We start from the raw sequence: 20,231 nt of genomic DNA on the forward strand, positions 1-20,231 counted from the left end.
GTCATGCGCTGGGTGTGTATTCTGTTCCCGCAATTGGCCCTCGACGCGGTGCTGCGTCAGCGTGCCGATCCCGCTGAGCCGTTGGTGCTGCTCAGTGGCCCGGCCCAGCGCCGGGTGCTGCAAGCGGTGAATGCCGCGGCGCGTCAGCTCGGCCTGCGCGCCGGCCAGTCGATGACCGCCGCTCAAGCCCTGAGCAAAGGTTTCGCCACCGCCGATTACGACCTGGCCGAGGTCGAACACTGGCAACAGTTTCTCGCCGCGTGGGCCTATCGCTTCAGCGCGCAGGTCAGCGTGCATTACCCGCGTACCGTGGTGTTCGAGATTGAATCGAGTCTGGGCCTGTTCGGCTCCTGGGCGCAGTTCGAAGCACGGTTACGCAAGGAACTGACCGAGCTGGGCTTCCGCCATCGCATCGTCGCCGCACCGAATCCGGTGGCGGCGCGGGTGCTGGCCAACGCCTACGACGGTCTCGTCGTACCGGACGGTGAAGCCCTGCAACATCACCTCGGGCAGTTGCCCGTCGACCGTGTCGGGCTGGAGCCGCAGGTCGCCACGGCACTGACGCGCATGGGCCTGCGCAACCTGAACCAACTGCAGAGCCTGCCGCGTCAGGCCCTGGCCCGGCGTTTCGAAGCCTCAATGCTCAAGCATCTCGACACCTTGTTCGGGGCACGGCCGCTGGCCTTGGCCTTCTATCTGCCGCCGGACCGCTTCGATGTGCGTATCGAACTGAATTTCGACGTGCAATCCCATCAGGCGCTGCTGTTCCCGTTACGCCGATTGACCGCTGACCTGTCGGCGTTCCTCTGCGGACGTGACAGCGGCGTGCAGCGTTTCGACCTGCATCTGGAACACGCCGGGTTGCCGGACACGGTGATCAAGGTCGGCCTGCTCAGCGCCGAGCGCGACCCGGCGATGCTCTTCGAACTGGCCCGTGGGCGACTGGAACAAGTCCAGGTCGAGGCGCCGGTGCGTGGTTTTCGCCTGCGCGCCGAAGACCTGCCGAGTTTCGTGCCGCAGTTTCAGGAACTGTTCGATGACCGTCCGCAACAGACCTTGCCTTGGGAGCAATTGCGCGAACGCCTGCGCGCACGGCTCGGTGATGACGCGGTGCAGGGCCTGCGCTTTCAGGCCGACCATCGCCCCGAATGTGCCTGGCAGAACGGCGTCGACAAGCAGCGTTGCAGCGGATTGCCGAGCGTGCAGCGTCCGGGCTGGCTGCTCGGCGAACCGCAAAGTGTGCCGGAAGGTTCGGCGCGAATCCTCATGGGCCCGGAACGTATCGAGTCCGGCTGGTGGGACGGTGACGATGTGCGCCGCGATTACTACCTGATCCAGAACCGCGCCGGTCAGCAGGGCTGGGCCTATCGGGCCGTGGGCGAGGGCGGTCCGTTGTGGCTGCAGGGCTGGTTTGCATGAGCGAGGGTTATGCCGAGTTGCATTGCCTGTCGAACTTCAGTTTCCAGCGCGGTGCCTCCAGTGCCCTGGAGCTGTTCCAGCGGGCAAAAAAACACGGTTATCAGGCGCTGGCGATCACTGATGAATGCACCCTGGCCGGGATCGTCCGCGCCTGGCAAGCGGCGAAATCGGTTGAACTGCCGCTGATCATCGGCAGCGAAGTCCGCATCGATAACGGCCCGAAACTGATACTGCTGGTGGAGAACCTGGCGGGGTATCAGGCCTTGTGCGGTTTGATCACTCAGGCCCGGCGGCGTACGCAGAAGGGCCAGTACCAGGTGCTGCGCGAGGACTTCAGCGAGCCGCTGCCGGGATTGTTCACCGTATGGGTGCCGGACAGCGTGGATGACGTGGAGGAGGGGCGCTGGCTGAAGCAGACCTTCGGCGAGCGCCTGTATCTGGCGGTGCAGCTGCATCGCGGGCAGGACGACCGGCGGCGGCTGACGGCCCTGTCGAGTCTGGCCGAGCAGTTGCAGATTGTCGCCGTGGCCAGCGGCGATGTGCACATGCACGCCCGTGGCCGGCGCGCCCTGCAGGACACCATGACCGCGATCCGCCATCACGTCCCGGTGGCCGAGGCCGGGTTGCGTCTGCACCCCAACGGCGAGCGCCATCTGCGCAGCCTCGACGTGTTGCGCGAGTTGTATCCGCAAGCGTTGCTCGACGCCTCGGTGCAACTGGCCCGGCGCTGCACTTTCGAGCTGAGCGAGTTGCGCTATCAGTATCCGAAGGAGCTGGTGCCGGAGGGGCACACCGGCAGCTCCTGGTTGCGCCAACTGACTGAAGAAGGCATTGCCTGGCGCTGGCCGAAAGGGCCACAGGCCAAAGTGCTCAAGCAAATCGACGACGAACTGAAGCTGATCGCCGAACTCGGTTACGAAAGCTACTTCCTCACCGTGCACGACGTGGTGCGCTTCGCCCGCGAACAAAAAATCCTCTGTCAGGGCCGCGGTTCGGCGGCCAACTCGGCGGTGTGTTTTGCCCTGGGCATCACCGAGATCGACCCGGACCGCACCACGCTGCTGTTCGAGCGTTTCATGTCGAAGGAGCGCAACGAGCCGCCGGACATCGACGTCGACTTCGAGCACGAGCGCCGCGAAGAAGTCCTGCAATACGTGTTTCGCCGGTATGGCCGACACCGGGCGGCGCTGACGGCGGTGGTCAGCACCTACCATGCCGCCGGTGCGGTGCGTGACGTGGCCAAGGCCCTTGGACTGCCGCCGGATCAGATCAATGCACTGGCCGAATGCTGCGGTCACTGGAGCGATGAAACGCCGCCGCTGGCGCGCTTGCTCGAAGGCGGCTTCGACCCCGACAGCCCGCTGCTGCGCCGGGTGCTGAGCCTGACCGGGCAACTGATCGGCTTCCCCCGGCATCTGTCGCAGCACCCCGGCGGTTTCGTGATTTCCGAGCAGCCGCTGGACACCCTGGTGCCAGTGGAAAACGCGGCCATGGCCGAGCGCACGATCATTCAGTGGGACAAGGACGACCTCGATGCGGTCGGCCTGCTCAAGGTCGATATCCTCGCCCTCGGCATGCTCAGTGCGATCCGTCGCTGCTTCGACTTGCTGCGCCGTCATCGCCATCAGGATCTGAGCCTGGCGACGATTCCCGCCGAAGACAAACCGACCTACGAGATGATCAGCCGCGCCGACACCATCGGTGTGTTCCAGATCGAATCCCGGGCGCAGATGTCGATGCTGCCGCGGCTGAAACCGGCGAAGTTCTACGATCTGGTGATCGAGGTGGCGATCGTCCGTCCGGGGCCGATTCAGGGCGGCATGGTTCATCCGTACCTGCGCCGCCGCAACAAGGAAGAGCCGGAAACCTATCCCTCGCCGGAGCTGGAAGTGGTGCTCAAACGCACCCTCGGCGTGCCGCTGTTTCAGGAGCAGGTGATGCAGATCGCCATTGTCGCCGCCGACTACAGCCCCGGCGAGGCCGATCAGTTGCGCCGCTCGATGGCCGCGTGGAAACGCCACGGCGGGCTGGAACCGCACAAGGCACGGCTGGCCGCCGGCATGAAGAAAAACGGCTACAGCGAAGAATTCGCCGCGCAGATCTTCGAGCAGATCAAGGGTTTCGGCAGCTATGGTTTTCCCGAATCCCACGCCGCCAGTTTCGCCTTGTTGACCTACGCCAGTTGCTGGCTCAAGTGCCACGAACCGGCGGCGTTCGCCTGTGCGCTGATCAACAGCTGGCCGATGGGTTTCTACAGCCCGGATCAGATTCTGCAGGACGCGCGCCGCCATCAATTGCAGATCCGTCCGGTGGACGTGCGCGCCAGCGACTGGGATTGCAGCCTGGAACCGATCAGCGGCGCGCAACCGGCGATCCGCATGGGTTTGCGGATGATCAAGGGGTTTCGCGAGGACGATGCCCGGCGCATCGAAGCGGCGCGGGCGCGCGGGGCCTTTGCCGATGTCGCCGACCTGGGTGAACGGGCTGCGCTCGACAGCCGCGCTCAGACGCTGCTGGCTGACTCCGGAGCGTTGCGCGGGATGGCCGGGCATCGGCATCGTGCGCGCTGGGAAGTGGCCGGGGTGCAGAAACAGCTGGGCCTGTTTGCCGGGTTGCCAAGTCAGGAAGAAGCCGATGTGCTGCTGCCCAAACCGAGCGTCGGCGAGGACCTGCAGGCCGATTACGCGACCATCGGCACCACGCTGGGGCCGCATCCGCTGGCGCTGCTACGCGGCGAACTCAAGGCACGGCGTTGCCGCAGCTCGCAGGAATTGCTGGACGTCGAACACGGTCGGCCAGTGAGCATCGCCGGGCTGGTCACCGGGCGGCAGCGACCGGGCACTGCCAGCGGCGTGACCTTTGTCACCCTCGAAGACGAGTTCGGCAACGTCAACGTGGTGGTCTGGCGCGATCTGGCCGAGCGTCAGCGCCAGGTGCTGGTCGGCTCGCAACTGCTCAAGGTCGATGGCCGCTGGGAGCGCGAAGGCGAAGTCCGGCACCTGATCGCCGGGCGATTGAGCGACCTGAGTCCGCTGCTCGACGGCATCCGCGTGCAGAGTCGCGACTTCCACTAACACCGATCCCCCCTGTAGGAGCTGCCGCAGGCTCGGGCCGCGATCGGACGATCTTTTGACTTTGATTTTAAAAACAAGATCAAAAGATCGCAGCCTTCGGCAGCTCCTACACGGGGGGATTTGTGGTGTTCAGATCAGCCAATCTATTGGCGTCAAAAAAATCTGTCGCGAATGATGGCACTTTGTCATAATGCCGCCCCTTTTCCGCTCCCCACTGCCTTGCCGTGCCGGGACACACCGTTTTTTTCAGAAGGAATGCACAGTGAGAATGATCTCCCGGATGTTGGTCTCAGGCGTTGCGATTGCCGTGCTCGGCACCCTCGCAAGCTCCCTTGCCGGGTGCGCCACCGAAAGCTCCCGCGCGCTGCCGGTGGCCAAGGTCGAGAGCGCCACGCAAGTCTGGACCGGCGCTCGTGTGCCGATGGCGGTGGGCAAGTTCGATAACCGCTCCAGCTACATGCGCGGGATCTTCTCCGACGGCGTTGATCGTCTCGGCGGCCAGGCCAAGACCATCCTGATCACTCACTTGCAGCAGACCAACCGTTTCTCGGTACTGGATCGCGACAACATGGGCGAGATCCAGCAGGAAGCCGCGATCAAGGGCCAGGCCCAGCGCCTCAAGGGTGCCGATTACGTGGTCACCGGTGACGTCACCGAGTTCGGCCGCAAAGAAACCGGCGACCATCAGCTGTTCGGCATTCTCGGTCGGGGCAAGACCCAGGTCGCCTACGCCAAGGTCAACCTGAACATCGTCAACATCAGCACTTCCGAAGTGGTGTATTCGACTCAAGGCGCTGGCGAATACGCCTTGTCCAACCGCGAAATCATCGGCTTCGGCGGCACCGCTGCCTACGACTCCACCCTCAACGGCAAAGTCCTCGATCTGGCCATGCGCGAGGCGATCAATCGTCTGGTCGATGGCATGAACGCCGGTGCCTGGAAACCGGCGAACTGATCGCTATTCATTGCAAGGAGCAACACCCATGAATCTGACTTTGTCGCGGTCGCTGCTGGCCCTGACGCTGGCCGCCAGCGCTTTGCTGGCCGGTTGCAGCAGCCCGAAAACCCTGTACCAGTGGGAAGACTACCAACCGCAGGTCTACGAATACTTCAAAGGCGAAGAGCCGAAAGAAGCCCAGGCTGAAGTGCTGGAGCGCGACCTGCAGAAGATCCGTTCCACCGGCAAGGCTGTGCCGCCGGGCTACCACGCGCACCTGGGTCTGCTGTACCTGAGCATGGGCAAGGACGATCAGATGGTGCAGCAGTTCCGCACCGAGAAAGCGCTGTTCCCCGAGTCCGGGCCGTACATGGATTTTCTGCTTAAAAACGCCAAGACCGGAGACGCCCAATGATCTCGCGCACCCTGAAACTGCTGGCCGCCGGTTTGGCCCTGACCGTACTCGGTGGCTGCGTCGCGCCGAAAACCGTCGACTATTCGGCGTACAAACAGGCACGGCCGAAGACCATTCTGGTGCTGCCGCCGCTCAATACCTCGCCGGACGTGAAAGCGTCGTACAGCCTGTTGTCGCAAGTGACGTTCCCACTGGCCGAGGCCGGCTACTACGTGCTGCCGATCACCCTGGTGGACGAAACCTTCCGCCAGAACGGCCTGACCACCCCGGATGACATTCATCAGGCTCCGGCCAACAAGCTCAAGGAAATCTTCGGCGCCGACGCTGCGCTGTACATCACCGTGACCGAGTACGGTACGCGCTACATGGTGATCAGCAGCGAAACCGCGGTAACCGCCACCGCCAAACTGGTGGATCTGAAATCCGGCACCACGCTGTGGACCGGTTCGGCGCGGGCGTCGAGCGAAGAGGGCGGCAACAACAGCGGTGGCGGCCTGATCGGCATGCTGATCACTGCAGCGGTGAAGCAGGTGATCAACAGTTCCACCGACGCCGGATACCCGATTGCCGGTGTGGCGAGCAATCGCCTGTTGTCGGCGGGGCAGCACGCCGGCCTGTTGTATGGCCCGCGTTCGCCGAAATACGGTACGGACTAAACCCTTGAGGCAGTGATGCCTCTGTGGCGAGGGAGCTTGCTCCCGCTGGGATGCGCAGCGGCCCCAAATCCGACAGCGCGATGAGTCTGACTCACCGCGTCGTTTGGGTTTACGACTGCTGCGCAGCCGAGCGGGAGCAAGCTCCCTCGCCACAGGTTTCGCAATACAGGTTTATTTGGGCTCTGGCCAAAACCGTTCGCCACCCCCCGGCGCCTCCGTCCACGCTTGCAACGAGCGGGTCGGCAAATCGAAGTAATCCCGGGTCCGTGCATAACCATGGCCGCCCATGCGCCCGATCGCATCCAGGCCCAATTGATCGATGTACAGCGTCTTTGGATCGATCAACTCGTCGCGCACATGCGCCATCAATACCTCGCCAAAAATGATCTCCCGCGACTGACCGATGTTCAGCGCCATCATCCGTCGACACTCCAGCGCCACCGGTGCCTCGCCGATGCGCGGGCATTTGACTGTGGTGCCAGGGATTGCCGTCAGGCCGGCGGCGGTGAGTTCATCAAAGCCCGGAGCGAACGGCACGGCGCAGACGTTCATCGCTTCCACCAGCGCATCGCTGACGATGTTCACCGTGAATTCCTGATTGAGCTGGATATTGCGCGTGGTGTCCTTGGGGCTTTGGTCGCCGTAGTTTTCCACGCCGAGGGCAAGGATCGGCGGGTCGGCGGACAGCGCGTTGAAGAAGCTGAACGGTGCGGCATTGACCCGGCCCTCACCGTCGATGGTGGTGACCAGGGCAATCGGGCGTGGCACCACGCTGCCGATCAGGATCTTGTATTTTTCCCGGGGGCTGAGCTGGCTGAAGTCGAAGCTGTGCATGGCAGATATCTCTAAACAAGTGGATCAATTGCGCTCAACGGCGCTTCGGCGCTGTAGTCGTCAGCGAACGGGATGGCCGGCTGGAACAGGGTCTTCCAGTCCGGGCGGGCAAAGGCCCGCTCGCTGTGGCTGCGCATGAGTTTTTCGTATTGGCGCTGGGCCTGACGTTGCAGGGCGGGGTAGTCGACGCCGTTGACCTGACCGTCGTGCATCACGCAGCGACCGTCGATGTAACTGGCGATGCAATCGTCGCCGCGTCCGGCCAGCAGCAGGTTTTTCAAGGGATCGAACAGCGGCCCCAGATGCAGGCCGCGCAGGCTGAACACGGTGATGTCCGCCTTGGCGCCGGGGGCCAGACGTCCGAGGTCATCGCGGCCCAATGCCCTGGCGCCGCCAAGGGTGGCGGCGTTGTACAGATCGAGGCTGCTGGTCAGCGAAGCGTCACCTTCCATCAGCCGGGCGATGTTCAAACCGTGGCGCATGTTGTCCAGCAAGTCCGCCGGCCAGGTGTCGGTGCCGAGGGCGAAGTTGATGCCCTTGGCCCGATAACGCCCGAACGAGTTCAGCGCCTCGCCATCCCGGGCGAACACCAACGGGCAATGCACCAGGCTGGCGCCACCGTCGATCACCCGTTGCAGATCGTCGTCACCACGGGTGTAGATGCCGTGGGGCAACAGGCTGCGCGGCGTCAGCAAGTCCAGCTGCTGCAGCCAGCCCAGTGGTGAAACGCCGCGCAACTGTTCGACCATCGCCACTTCGCTCTGCGCCTGGCAGCAATGCAGGCGCATTGGCGCATGCAGCTCGCGACTCAACGCCGAGGTGCGTTGCAGCAGCGCCGGGGTGCAGGTCTGGATGCGATCGGGCAACAGCGCGCCGCGAATCAAGCCGTTGTGGGCACCGTCGAAATCCTTGAAGAAGCGTTCAGCCGCCGCAAGCCCGGCCAGACCTCGTTCTTCATCCCAGTGATGGGCGAGTGTGCCGTCGGCGCACCAGTAGCTCATGCCGCTCATGTAGCAAGGCCCGAGGTAGGTACGCAGGCCGAGTGCGCCGGCAACGCCTGCGATGGCGGCAAATTCGGCGTAGGTCTCGGCCCACTCGCGGTAGTACATCGAGGTGATCGGCATCGCCGTGGTGATGCCGTTGCGGATCAACTGAGTGAAGGCGTAGCGGTATTTGAAGATTTCTTCTTCGGGGCTGTAGGTCTCACGCGAGCCAGCAGCCAGATACTCGGCGGACCACATGCGGCCCATGCTGCGCTCGTCGCCGTTGTCGAGGGTCAGCACGGTGGAGTCCAGATCCCCCAACGCGTCCAGATCGATGAAGCCGGGGCCGATCAGCGCATTGCCGTAGTCGATCCACTGATCCACCGGCCCCTGATAGCCGCGCCCGACGAATTCGATCCGCGAGCCGGCGAACACCACTTCGCCGTCACGCCACAGCACGTGCTGCCTACCGTCGAAGCCGACCACGCAACTGGCGCGCAAGCCGATGCGTTTCACAGGCGACTGTCCAGCAGACGACCACCGCTGGCGATCAACACACCGCCGCGATAAACCTGACGCACCGGCCGCGCCACCACGGCCTCGCCAAGGGTCTCGACCGGCAACAGCAGAAAGTCTGCTGGTCGCCCCAGGTCGAAGCCGTAATCGTTGATCCCCAGCGCAACAGCGCCATTGACCGTGGCCGCTTCGAACGCCGCCGCCAGTTCATCGTCCTTGGCCAGATCGAAACGAAACGCCAGCAGCATTGCCCGCTCGAGCATGTCACCGTTGCCCATTGGCGACCACGCATCACGAATGCCGTCGGAGCCGAGACACACGTTGACGCCGGCTTCGCGTAACGCCAGAAACGGTGGCACGGCGGTGTCGGCCGGCGCCGAACTCATCAGCGAAATGCCCAGAGTCGCAAGGCGTTCCGCCACCGGTTTGACCTGGCTCCACGGCAGCATGCCCAGGCAGTAGGCGTGGCTGATCATCACCCGGTGCTGCAGGTTGAATCGCTCGGTGTATTCGGCGATTCGCGCGATTTGCCACAGGCCCAGTTCACCTTTGTCGTGCAGGTGAATGTCGACGCCACGGCCGAACTCGGCGGCCAGTCTGAACACGAAATCCAGCTGCGCAATCGGGTCGTTGTCGATGCCGCAGGGGTCGAGGCCGCCGACGTTTTCCACGCCCAGGGCCATGGCTTCGCGCATCAGTTCGGCGGTGCCGGGGCGGCTGATCAGCCCGGTCTGCGGGAACACCACCAGTTGCAGGTCGATCAGGTCCTTGTAGCGTTCGCGTAGATGCAGCATGGCTTCGACGTGGCGCAGGCCGAATTCGGGGTCGATGTCGACGTGACAGCGCATCGTCAGCGAGCCGCGGGCGATGCAGTTTTCCAGCAGGGCACCGGCGCGTTCGGCAATCGGTGCCTGGACTTCGCGCAGCACGCGGCGTTCGTTGCTGATGTAGTCCTTGAGCGTCGGGCCGGCGCTGTTCGGGCGCCATGGCTGGCCGTAGAGGGTCTTGTCGAGGTGGACGTGGCTTTCCACCAGTGGTGCGGTGAGCAACTGGTTCTGACCATTGATGTCGGTGGCGGCCAACGGGCTGTTCGAGGCCGGACGGCGTTGGGCGAACCGGCCGTTTTCGATCAGCAGGTCTTCGGCGGGGGCGCCGTAGGGGCGGATGTTTCTGAGCCATTGTGGCTGGGTCATTGGTTTACCTCGGTTTCAGTGGTGTCTGTGCGGGCCTCTTCGCTGGCAAGCCAGCTCCCACAGGTTCAAGGGAGTGCTCAATTTCTGTGAACGACACAGGTTCTTGTGGGAGCTGGCTTGCCAGCGATGGCTGCACCTCGGTTTCAGTGGTGTCTGTGCGGGCCTCTTCGCTGGCAAGCCAGCTCCCACAGGTTCAAGGGAGTGCTCAATTTCTGTGAACGACACAGGTTCTTGTGGGAGCTGGCTTGCCAGCGATGGCTGCACCTCGGTTTCAGTGGTGTCTGTGCGGGCCTCTTCGCTGGCAAGCCAGCTCCCACAGGTTCAAGGGTGTGCTCAATTTCTGTGAACGACACAGGTCCTTGTGGGAGCTGGCTTGCCAGCGAAGGCCGCGCTGCGGTCTCAAGCGAAATAAGTCAGCCCTTGAGCTTCGACCAGATCCGGTCCTGCAGCTCGCGCGACTTGTTGCTGCATTCCTTTTCCGGGCGCAGGCGCGAGGCGTATTCCTCGGGCATGTTGATGGCGTCCATGACCTTCCACTTCGGGTCGAGCAACTGGTCGCTCTGAATGCCGTTGGCGTAGGCGATAGCGTTGGACACGGCGGCAGCGTTTTCCGGTTTCATCATCCAGTCGATGAAGATCTTCGCGTTGCCCGGGTGCGGCGCGCTTTTCGGCACGGCGAAGTTGTCCTGAAACATCGCCACGCCTTCACGCGGATAGACGTACTTGATGGTGTTCTTCTGCAAGGTCGCGCGGGCAGTGGAGCCGTTCCAGTTCTGCATCATGATCACCTCGCCCGAGGCCATGCGGTCGACGGTGTTGTCGGAGCTGTACATCTTCAGGAACGGTTTCTGCTTTTGCAGCAGTTCGAGGATGCGCTTGGCGTCCTGCGGGTTTTCCGTGCACTCGTCGACGTTCAGGTAATGACTGGCGGCGTTGATCACGCTGCTGGAGGTATCGAGGGCGGCGAGCTGGCCTTGCAGTTCCTTGCGCGGTTCGAAGAACTCTTTCCACGAATCATCCAGTTTGCCGCCGGGCACCCGCGCACTGTCGTAGGAGAAACCGGTGGTGCCCCACAGATACGGCGCCGAGAACTTGCGACCCGGGTCGAAGCTCGGATCGCGGAACGGGCCTTTGACGTACTGGAAATTGCTCAGGGTCGGCGTGTCGATTTCCAGCAACAGATCCTGCTTGATCAGGGTTTGCATGATCGACTGCGACGGCACGATCACGTCATACGCAGCGCCGCCGGCCTGCAACTTGGCGAGCAGGGTTTCGTTGCTGTCGTAGCCGTCCATGGTGACCTTGATCCCGGTCTCCTTTTCGAACTTGGCCAGCAGATCCACCGGGTAATAATCGGTCCAGTTATAGAAAAACAATTCCTTGGGTTCAGCGGCGTGGGCGCCGAACGCGGCGAAACAACTCAGGGCCAGACCGGATACGGCCAGACGCAGGCTTTTGACTTTCATGAGAGCGCTCCAGGTTTATGGTTGTTTGCCGCGTTGCCCCAGCCAGAAGGCCAGCACCACGAGGACGATGGAAATCACCAGCATCAGGGTCGAGATCGCGTTGATCTCGGGCGTTACCCCGGCCTTGATCGCCGAAAAGATGTACACCGGCAACGTGGTCGAACCGGGCCCGGCGACGAAGAAGGTCATGATGAAATCGTCGAGGCTGACCACGAACGCCAGCACCGAACCGGACAACACCGCCGGCCACAGCAGCGGCAAGGTCACGCGGCGGAACACCTGCCACGGATTGGCGTATAGATCGTTGGCCGCCTCCAGCAGGCTCTTGTCCAGATCGTTGAGGCGGGCACGGATCGGCAGGTAAGCGAAGGGAATGCAGAAGCCGATGTGCGCGACGATCACCGTCAGCAACCCGAGCTTGATCCCCAGCGCCATGAACAGCAGCAAGGTCGCTACGGCGGTGACGATCTCCGGCAGGATCAGCGGCAGGTTGATCCCGCCTTCGACCATTTTCTGCCCGTAGAACGGTCGGTAGGTCGCCAGTGCCGCGAGCAGGGCAATCGCCGTGGCGCACACGGTGGCGAGGGTGGCGACAATGATCGAATTCAGCGCTGCGGTCTGGATCGACGGGTTGGCCAGAATCCGTCCGTACCAGGCGAAGGAGAACTCGGTCCACACCGTCGCCGAGCGGTTGGCGTTGAAGCTGTAGACGATCAACACCAGGATCGGCAGGTACAGATAGGCGAGGATCAGCAGGCTGATTTCCCGGGTCGCCGGGAGTTTTTTCAGGTGCAGAGAGATCATGCTTGCGCTCCTCGATTGAGGGTTTTCGCCGCGCTGCGGCTATAGAGGGCGTAGAGCACCAGTGACAACAGCAAAATCCCCAGCAGCAGGAACGACAGCGAACTGCCCAGCGGCCAGTTGCGTGCTGTGCCGAATTGCTGCTGGATCAGGTTGCCGATCATCAGCGTCTTGCCACCACCGAGAATCGCCGGGGTGATGAACGCGCCGAGGCTCGGCACAAACACCAGAAGCGCTCCGGCGATCACTCCGGGCATCGACAGCGGCAGGATGATCCGCCGCAGTGCGTGCCAGCGGTTGGCGCCCAGGTCATACGCGGCTTCCACCAGACGCCAGTCGAGTTTTTCCAGGGTCGAGTAGATCGGCAGAATCATGAACGGCAGAAAGCTGTAAACCAGTCCGACACTGACCGCGAAGTCGTTGTAGAGCAGGGTGATGCCGCCGGCGCTCGGGAACAGTGCGTTGAGGCTCTGGGCGACCCAGCCCTGTTCGCGCAGGATGATCAGCCACGCGTAGTTGCGGATCAGCAGGTTGGTCCAGAACGGGATGGTGATCAGCAGCACCATCAGATTGCGCCGACGCGGGGTCAGGCTCGACATCCACAACGCCACCGGAAAGCCGAACAGGAAACACAGCACCGTGGTGCCACCGGCCTGCAACACCGAGCGCAACAGCGCCTGGGCGTAGACCCAGTTCAGCTCCAGTTCACCGTCGAAGCCCTCCTGAAAAAACAGCTGCACGTAACTTTGCAATTGCCATTGCGCCTGCCAGTCAACGCCGCCGTAGGTGTTGCGCGGCAGCAGGCTGATGTAACCCATGATCCCCAGTGGGATGGCGATCAGGGCGAGCAGGGTCAACACCACCGGGCTGAGCAACAGCGCCCGGTTCAGAGCGGGGGAAGTGCTGCTGACGCTCATCTCAGGCCTCCATCAACAGGCAGGCGTGCGGCGGCAGGTGCACGGCGACACGCTCGCCGACGGCACGACCACGGTTCAGGCCTTCGTTGTTTTCGCGCAGCATGACTTTGACGTCGTTGTTCAACCGGCACTGGTACAGCGTGGCGGTGCCGACATACAGCACCGCCTCGATGACGCCGCGCAGGTGATGCGGCTGGCTGGCATCCACCAGTTGCGAACGCTCCGGACGGAACGCCAGTTGCACGCTGCTGCCGGCAAAGCTCTGTTGCTGACACGGAATTTCGATCGGCATGCCATTGGGCACGAAGAGTTTTTCGTTGTGCGCGCCGTACTTGAGCTGACCGGGAAGGAAGTTGATGTCGCCGATGAATTGCGCGACGAAACGGTGTCTGGGCTGTTCGTAGATGTCGGTCGGGGTGCCGATCTGCAGGATCTTGCCGGCGGACATCACCGCAATGCGGTCGGACAGGGTCAGCGCTTCTTCCTGATCGTGGGTGACGAAAATGAAGGTGATCCCGGCTTCCTTCTGTACGCGCTTGAGTTCGACCTGCATTTCCTTGCGCAGCTTCAAGTCCAGCGCCGACAGCGGTTCATCCAGCAGCAGAACTTTGGGTTTCGGCGCCAACGCCCGGGCCAGAGCCACGCGCTGTTGCTGACCACCGGACAGTTCAGCCGGTTTGCGCCCGGCCAGGTGCTCCATCTGCACCAATGCGAGCATTTCGTTGACCCGATCCGGAATCAACTTGCGATCAAGACCCTGCATCTCGAGGCCGAAGGCGATATTCTGCGCGACACTCATGTGCGGAAACAGTGCGTAACTCTGGAACACCGTGTTGACCCGGCGCTTGAACGGCGGCAGATCATTGACCGGCTCGCCAGCCAGGCGAATCTCGCCTTCACTGACGTGTTCGAAACCGGCGATGGTGCGCAGCAGGGTGGTTTTGCCGCAGCCCGAAGGGCCGAGCAGGGTGAAGAACTCGTTATCGGCGATATTCACCGACACATTGTCCAGGGCCGGCGCGAGGCCAGGGTCCTCGGAGTACCGTTTGGAGACGTTGCGCACTTCAATTGCTATTGGTTGACCCATAATGGTGCAATCCTCTAATTATTGTATGCAATATCTGAATGCAATTTAGAAATACCCGGATTAATCTGCGTATGCAACCCCCTTTTTCCATGGCCAGTCATCGCCAGGGGTCGGTTGCCTGACGCTAAAGGAGTGTTGCAATGACCGAGAAAAAACTGGAAACCACGGTCGACCGCGTCTACCAAGGGGTTTACGAGGCGATCAGCAAGCGTTCGCTGCGTCCGGGGATGAAGCTGGGCGAGGCCTCGTTGGCCGAATTGTTCAATGTCAGCCGTACGTCGGTGCGTGCCGCGCTCAAGCAACTGGAGGCCGACGGACTGGTCACCACCGAGCCCAATAAAGGTGCATCGGTGTCATTGCCGAGCAATGAAGAGATCCGTTCGCTGTTCGAAACCCGGCGCCTGATCGAGATCGGCATCGTCACCGAGCTGTGCCGGCGCAAGGACACCGCCGCGATGCAAGACCTGCGCGAGCATCTGTTGCTGGAAGACGAGGCCCACGCCGCTGGCGACCATGAACGGCTGATCCATCTGCTCGGCGAGTTCCACATCAAACTGGCGCGCAGCCTCAATAACCCGGTGCTGCTCGACTGGTTCCAGAAACTGATTTCCCGTGCTTCGCTGTACGCCGCCGCGCTGGATGACGACAGCCACGAAGCCTGCCGGGACGACGAGCACCTGCGGCTGATCGAGTACATCGAAGCGGGCAACCAGAGTGCCGCCATCGAATTGACCTGCATGCACCTGAACGGCATTGAAAAGGCCATTCTCGACGTCGCAGCGAAGATGAAAACTGGCTACCATCCGCTCAAACACCTGATCGGGGTCTGACCCCGGCCGCGGCGTGAAATCGGCTATACCTTCAATGAAACCAATGCGGTCGGTGGCGCTCGAAACAGACGGGCGCCGCGTTCGTCAAGCGTTGCGATTTATCGGACAGACACCACAGGACGCCGAGTCAATCGATGCAGTTTTTATCCGAAAGTCACGGGTGTGACGGCTGGAAAGGCGAGATGGCCGGGCGTATTCGTGCGTTCGACTGGCGCGATACCGAACTCGGCCCGCTGCAGAACTGGCCTGCGAGCCTGTGCAGCGCGGTGCAATTGATGCTGGCGTCGCCGTTGCCGATGGTCATGCTCTGGGGCCGTGCCGGCTACATGATCTACAACGATGCCTACTCGCAGTTTGCCGGTGGCCGCCACCCGTATCTGCTGGGCTCGCCGGTGGAACTGGGCTGGCCGGAAGTCGCCGATTTCAACCGGCATGTGGTGGACACCTGCCTGGCGGGCGGCACCTTGTCCTACCGCAACAAGGAACTGGTGCTGCTGCGCGATGGCGTGCCCGAAGACGTCTGGATGGATCTGTATTACAGCCCGGTGGCCAACGATGACGGCGTGCCCGCCGGGGTGATGGCGATGGTGGTCGAGACGACCGAATTCATGCATTCGGAACGTTTGCGTCAGGCCGCTGAAGATGCCTATCGCGCTGACAATGAGCGGGTACGGCTGGCGCTGAATGCCGGGGCCTTGCTTGGCTCGTTTGTCTGGGACGTGAAGCACAATGTGCTGTCGGCGGATGAGCGTTTCGCCCGCACGTTTTCGTATCCACCGGATCAGGATTTGAGCAATCTGCCGCAGTCCTACTGCGAAGCGCGGATCCACCCGGACGATCTGGCGTGGGTGCATGATCGGGTCAGCCATTCGGTGCAGACCGGCGAGCCGTACAACGCCGAGTACCGCGTGCGACGCGCGGACGGCAGCTACCTGTGGGTGCTGGCCAATGGCGCCTGCGAGTTCGACGAACACGGCGCAGCGTTTCGTTTCCCCGGCGTGTTGATCGACATCCACGAGCGCAAGAACGCTGAAGAATCCCTGCTCAAATTCACCCGCAACCTTGAACAACGGGTAGCTGATGAGGTGGGCGCGCGGCTGGCGGCGGAAGAGCAACTGCGCCAGTCGCAGAAGCTTGAAGCCATCGGCGGCCTGACCGGCGGCGTGGCCCACGACTTCAACAACCTGCTGCAGGTGATCGCCGGCAACCTGCACTTGCTGGCGCGGCATGAGCCGGACAACGCCAACGTGCAACGCCGGGTCAGCGCGTCGCTGGCGGCGGTCGAGCGCGGGGCCAAACTGTCGTCGCAATTGCTTGCTTTTGCCCGGCGTCAGCCCTTGTCGCCGGCGGTGTGCGATCCACGGCAGATCTTCGATGGTGTCGGCGAATTGCTCCAGCGTGCGTTGGGCGAGACCATTCAGATTGATGTGCAGTTGCCGCAGGAACCGTGGCACATCAACGTCGACCGCAATCAACTGGAAAACGCCATTCTCAATCTGGCGATCAACGCCCGGGATGCGATGAAGGGCGAGGGCACGATTGTCCTCAGCGCCCTCAATACCCGGCTGGACAGCAATTTCTGCGCGGGCAAAGGCATCGTTGCCGGCGATTTCGTGCGAGTGATGGTCAGCGATTCCGGCGTCGGCATTGCGCCACAAATGCTTGAGCAGGTGTTCGAGCCATTTTTCACCACCAAGGCCGACGGCCAGGGCACCGGGCTCGGTTTGAGCATGGTGTTCGGTTTCGTCAAACAGAGCGGCGGCCACGTCGAGATCGACAGTACCGTGGGCGAGGGCACACGGGTGCAACTGTACTTTCCGCGCAGCCTGCGTCCGGTTCTCGATGAAGCGCCAAGCGTCGACCCGCAACAGGGGGGCGGCCACGAGACCATTCTGGTGGTAGAGGACAACGACGCCGTGCGCGCCTCGGCGGTAGAGTTGCTGCGCGAAGAAGGTTATCGCGTACTGACCGCGGGCAACGGTGACGTGGCGATGCAGATGTTGCTGGAAGGTATGGACGTGGATCTGATTTTCACCGACGTGGTGATGCCAGGGTTGATCAAGAGCTCCGATCTGGCAGCCTGGGCCAAAGTGCAGACGCCGCCGGTGGCGGTGCTGTTCACCTCGGGCCACACCCGCGACATCATTTCACGCAACCACCAGTTGAGTCCGGACACGCACTTGCTCGGCAAACCGTATGGCCCGGAGGCGTTGTTGCAGATGATTCGCTCGGTGCTCAGTGCCTGATTCCCTGTGGCGAGGGAGCTTGCTCCCGCTCGGCTGCGCAGCAGTCGTAAACCCGGAAACCGCGGTTTACTTGCCGGGTTGATTCGTCTGGATTTGGGGCCGCTTCGCAGCCCAGCGGGAGCAAGCTCCCTCGCCACAGGTTTTGGGTTCGACTTACATTTTCCGATCAAGGCCCGCCAATGACTTCCAAGCGTAATTCCAAAGCACCCGCCGGCATGGTTCGGGTGCGTGGCGCCCGGGAACACAATCTGAAGAGTGTCGATGTCGATATCCCTCGCGACGCGCTGGTGGTGTTCACCGGGGTTTCGGGTTCGGGCAAGTCGTCGCTGGCCTTTTCAACGTTGTACGCCGAAGCCCAGCGGCGTTATTTCGAGTCGGTGGCGCCGTATGCGCGGCGGCTGATCGATCAGGTCGGCGTGCCGGACGTCGATTCCATCGAAGGCCTGCCGCCCGCCGTGGCCCTGCAACAGCAGCGCGGTACGCCGAGCACGCGCTCGTCGGTCGGCAGCGTGACCACCTTGTCGAGCCTGATTCGCATGCTCTATTCCCGCGCCGGCAGTTATCCGCCGGGGCAACCGATGCTGTACGCCGAGGATTTCTCGCCGAACACCCCCCAGGGCGCGTGCCCGGAGTGCCACGGTCTGGGCCGGGTCTACGAGGTGACCGAGGCGCTGATGGTGCCTGATCCGAACCTGACCATCCGCCAACGCGCCGTGGCGTCCTGGCCGCTGGCGTGGCAGGGGCAGAACCTGCGCGACATCCTCGTGACCATGGGCATCGACGTCGACATCCCCTGGAAGAAGCTGCCGAAAAAGCAGCGTGACTGGATTCTGTTCACCGAAGAAACCCCGACCGTGCCGGTGTACGCCGGGCTGACCCCGGAGGAAACCCGGGTCGCCCTCAAGCGCAAGATGGAACCGAGTTATCAGGGCACTTTCACCGGCGCCCGGCGTTACATCCTGCACACCTTTACCCATTCGCAAAGTGCGCTGATGAAGAAGCGCGTTTCGCAGTTCATGCTTGGCAGCCCGTGCCCGTTGTGTGACGGCAAACGCCTCAAGCGTGAAGCGTTGTCGGTGACCTTTGCCGGTTACGACATCGGTGAGCTGTCGCAGATGCCGTTGCTGCAAGTGGCCGAGGTACTGCGGCCAGTGGCGGCGGCAACCTATCTGGAACACGCCGAGGAAACCGGCGAAACCCTGAGCCATGCGCAGACCCGCGAGGCGCGTCAGCAGCGTGTGGCCCACGGCGGCAGCGGTCACGCCAGTGCGCCGGATGTGCGCCACACGCCGAACCTGTCGCTGGAAAAACGTCTGGCGGCGCAACGAATTGCCGAAGACTTGCTGGAGCGGGTCAGCACCCTGACTGATCTGGGCCTGGGTTATCTGGCACTGGAACGCAGCACGCCGACGTTGTCGTCCGGCGAGCTGCAACGCCTGCGCCTGGCGACGCAATTGGGCTCGCAACTGTTCGGTGTGATCTACGTGCTCGACGAGCCATCCGCCGGTCTGCATCCGGCCGATGGCGAGGCGTTGTTCGAGGCCTTGCAGCGCCTGAAGGCCGACGGCAATACGCTGTTTGTGGTCGAGCATGATCTGGAGACCATGCGCCGTGCCGACTGGCTGATCGATGTCGGCCCGGCGGCGGGCGAGAAGGGTGGGCGGGTGTTGTACAGCGGCCCGCCGGCAGGGCTGGCAGAAATCGATGAATCGCAGACCCGCGCTTATCTGTTTGCCGAGAACCAGCGGCAGACCCGCACCGCGCGCAGGCCGACAGGGTGGCTGAAACTTGACGGGATCAGCCGCAATAACCTGCACAATCTCAGCGCTGAATTTCCGCTGGGCTGTTTCACCTCGGTGACCGGTGTGTCCGGTTCGGGCAAGTCGAGTCTGGTCAGTCAGGCGTTGCTGGAACTGGTCGGCGCGCAGTTGGGGCGGCCGCTGGTTGAGGACGAGCCGGAAGAGCTCAGTCTTGAAGACGACGCGCCGCAGGCCAGCAGTGGTCAGGTGACGGCGGGGCTGGAGTCGATCAAACGCCTCGTGCAGGTTGATCAGAAACCCATTGGCCGCACGCCGCGTTCGAACCTGGCGACCTACACCGGGTTGTTCGACAACGTGCGCAAACTGTTCGCCGCCACACCCGAGGCGCGGGCGGCGGGGTATGACGCCGGGCAGTTCTCCTTCAACGTCGCCAAGGGCCGCTGCCCGACCTGCGAGGGTGAGGGTTTTGTCAGTGTCGAGTTGCTGTTCATGCCCAGCGTGTACGCACCGTGCCCGACCTGCCATGGCGCGCGCTACAACCCGCAGACCCTGGCGATTGAGTGGCAAGGTCTGAGCATTGCGCAGGTGCTGCAACTGACCGTTGAAGAGGCGGTTGCAGTGTTCGGCGAGCAACCGGGTATTCGTCGCTCGCTGGAGGTGCTGCGTGACATCGGCCTGGGTTATCTGCGGCTCGGCCAACCGGCCACCGAGTTGTCGGGCGGCGAGGCGCAACGGATCAAACTGGCGACCGAGTTGCAGCGCAATCAGCGCGGCGCGACCTTGTATGTGCTGGATGAACCGACCACCGGGCTGCATCCGCGGGACGTCGATCGGCTGCTGGAACAACTGGATACACTGGTCACGGCCGGACACACGGTGATCGTGGTCGAACATGAAATGCGCGTGGTGGCACAGAGTGACTGGGTAATCGACATCGGCCCGGGGGCCGGAGATCAGGGCGGCAAAATCGTCGCCGCCGGCACTCCACAGAAAGTCGCAGCGAGCAAGAAGAGCCGCACCGCACCGTTTCTGGCGCGGGCTTTGAGCCGATAGCACCGGCCCCATCGCGAGCAGGCTCGCTCCCACAGGATTTTGTG

At 62.8% G+C, this 20,231-nt stretch carries 15 protein-coding genes; 8 read left to right on the top strand and 7 right to left on the bottom strand.

The features are described from left to right. Positions 1-3 precede the first annotated feature (3 nt). The 5 genes from ABV589_RS26750 (at position 4) to ABV589_RS26770 (ending at position 6,501) form a co-directional block, all read left to right on the top strand. A complete protein-coding gene (locus ABV589_RS26750; protein ID WP_367084320.1) occupies positions 4-1,419 on the top strand; it encodes a DNA polymerase Y family protein in 1,416 nt (471 codons plus the stop codon). Next, entirely contained in the window at positions 1,416-4,493 is a 3,078-nt protein-coding gene (locus ABV589_RS26755) for an error-prone DNA polymerase (RefSeq protein WP_367084321.1), read from the top strand. Before ABV589_RS26750 ends, ABV589_RS26755 begins: the two co-directional genes overlap by 4 nt. A gap of 268 nt (positions 4,494-4,761) precedes the next feature. Next, positions 4,762-5,448 (top strand): CsgG/HfaB family protein, encoded by a 687-nt coding sequence (locus tag ABV589_RS26760; protein WP_177325722.1) that lies wholly within the window; start codon positions 4,762-4,764, stop codon positions 5,446-5,448. Positions 5,449-5,476: 28 nt separating this feature from the next. Further along, positions 5,477-5,845 carry a DUF4810 domain-containing protein gene (locus ABV589_RS26765; protein ID WP_007969675.1) on the top strand — a complete coding sequence of 123 codons (369 nt, stop codon included), beginning with the start codon at positions 5,477-5,479 and terminating at the stop codon, positions 5,843-5,845. Further along, positions 5,842-6,501, top strand: a complete 660-nt coding sequence (locus tag ABV589_RS26770) for a DUF799 domain-containing protein (protein WP_131670302.1) — start codon at positions 5,842-5,844, stop codon at positions 6,499-6,501. Before ABV589_RS26765 ends, ABV589_RS26770 begins: the two co-directional genes overlap by 4 nt. 171 nt (positions 6,502-6,672) lie before the next feature. On the opposite strand, the gene ABV589_RS26775 is transcribed toward ABV589_RS26770, so the two are convergent. The 7 genes from ABV589_RS26775 to ABV589_RS26805 all read right to left on the bottom strand — a co-directional run bounded on the left by ABV589_RS26775 (position 6,673) and on the right by ABV589_RS26805 (position 14,298). Beyond that, positions 6,673-7,335 carry a flavin reductase family protein gene (locus ABV589_RS26775; RefSeq protein ID WP_367084322.1) on the bottom strand — a complete coding sequence of 221 codons (663 nt, stop codon included), beginning with the start codon at positions 7,333-7,335 and terminating at the stop codon, positions 6,673-6,675. An 11-nt stretch (positions 7,336-7,346) separates the two neighbouring features. Beyond that, a complete protein-coding gene (locus ABV589_RS26780) occupies positions 7,347-8,834 on the bottom strand; it encodes an amidohydrolase family protein (RefSeq protein ID WP_367084323.1) in 1,488 nt (495 codons plus the stop codon). Further along, positions 8,831-10,027 (bottom strand): amidohydrolase family protein, encoded by a 1,197-nt coding sequence (locus ABV589_RS26785; RefSeq protein WP_367084324.1) that lies wholly within the window; start codon positions 10,025-10,027, stop codon positions 8,831-8,833. The genes ABV589_RS26780 and ABV589_RS26785 overlap by 4 nt, the downstream gene beginning before the upstream one ends. A gap of 413 nt (positions 10,028-10,440) precedes the next feature. Next, positions 10,441-11,493, bottom strand: a complete 1,053-nt coding sequence (locus tag ABV589_RS26790; protein ID WP_329697473.1) for an extracellular solute-binding protein — start codon at positions 11,491-11,493, stop codon at positions 10,441-10,443. A 15-nt stretch (positions 11,494-11,508) separates the two neighbouring features. Beyond that, on the bottom strand, positions 11,509-12,297 hold the full coding sequence (locus ABV589_RS26795; RefSeq protein ID WP_007969667.1) for an ABC transporter permease: 789 nt from the start codon (positions 12,295-12,297) through the stop codon (positions 11,509-11,511). After that, complete coding sequence (locus ABV589_RS26800; RefSeq protein WP_007969666.1) at positions 12,294-13,211, bottom strand: ABC transporter permease; 918 nt, start codon at positions 13,209-13,211, stop codon at positions 12,294-12,296. The genes ABV589_RS26795 and ABV589_RS26800 overlap by 4 nt, the downstream gene beginning before the upstream one ends. Position 13,212: 1 nt before the next feature. Then, positions 13,213-14,298, bottom strand: coding sequence for an ABC transporter ATP-binding protein (locus ABV589_RS26805; RefSeq protein WP_367084325.1), 1,086 nt, complete (start codon positions 14,296-14,298; stop codon positions 13,213-13,215). Between the two features lie 140 nt (positions 14,299-14,438). Here ABV589_RS26805 and ABV589_RS26810 point away from each other — a divergent pair, with 140 nt between their 5' ends. From ABV589_RS26810 to ABV589_RS26820, 3 genes are all read left to right on the top strand, one after another. Next, a complete protein-coding gene (locus tag ABV589_RS26810; protein WP_007969663.1) occupies positions 14,439-15,128 on the top strand; it encodes a GntR family transcriptional regulator in 690 nt (229 codons plus the stop codon). A 134-nt stretch (positions 15,129-15,262) separates the two neighbouring features. Continuing rightward, positions 15,263-17,374, top strand: coding sequence for an ATP-binding protein (locus tag ABV589_RS26815; protein WP_367084326.1), 2,112 nt, complete (start codon positions 15,263-15,265; stop codon positions 17,372-17,374). A 179-nt stretch (positions 17,375-17,553) separates the two neighbouring features. Then, positions 17,554-20,187, top strand: coding sequence for an excinuclease ABC subunit UvrA (locus tag ABV589_RS26820; protein ID WP_367084327.1), 2,634 nt, complete (start codon positions 17,554-17,556; stop codon positions 20,185-20,187). Positions 20,188-20,231 lie beyond the last annotated feature (44 nt).

Origin of the sequence: Pseudomonas sp. HOU2 (assembly GCF_040729435.1) — a bacterium.
In the GTDB taxonomy this organism is placed as follows: Bacteria; Pseudomonadota; Gammaproteobacteria; order Pseudomonadales; family Pseudomonadaceae; genus Aquipseudomonas.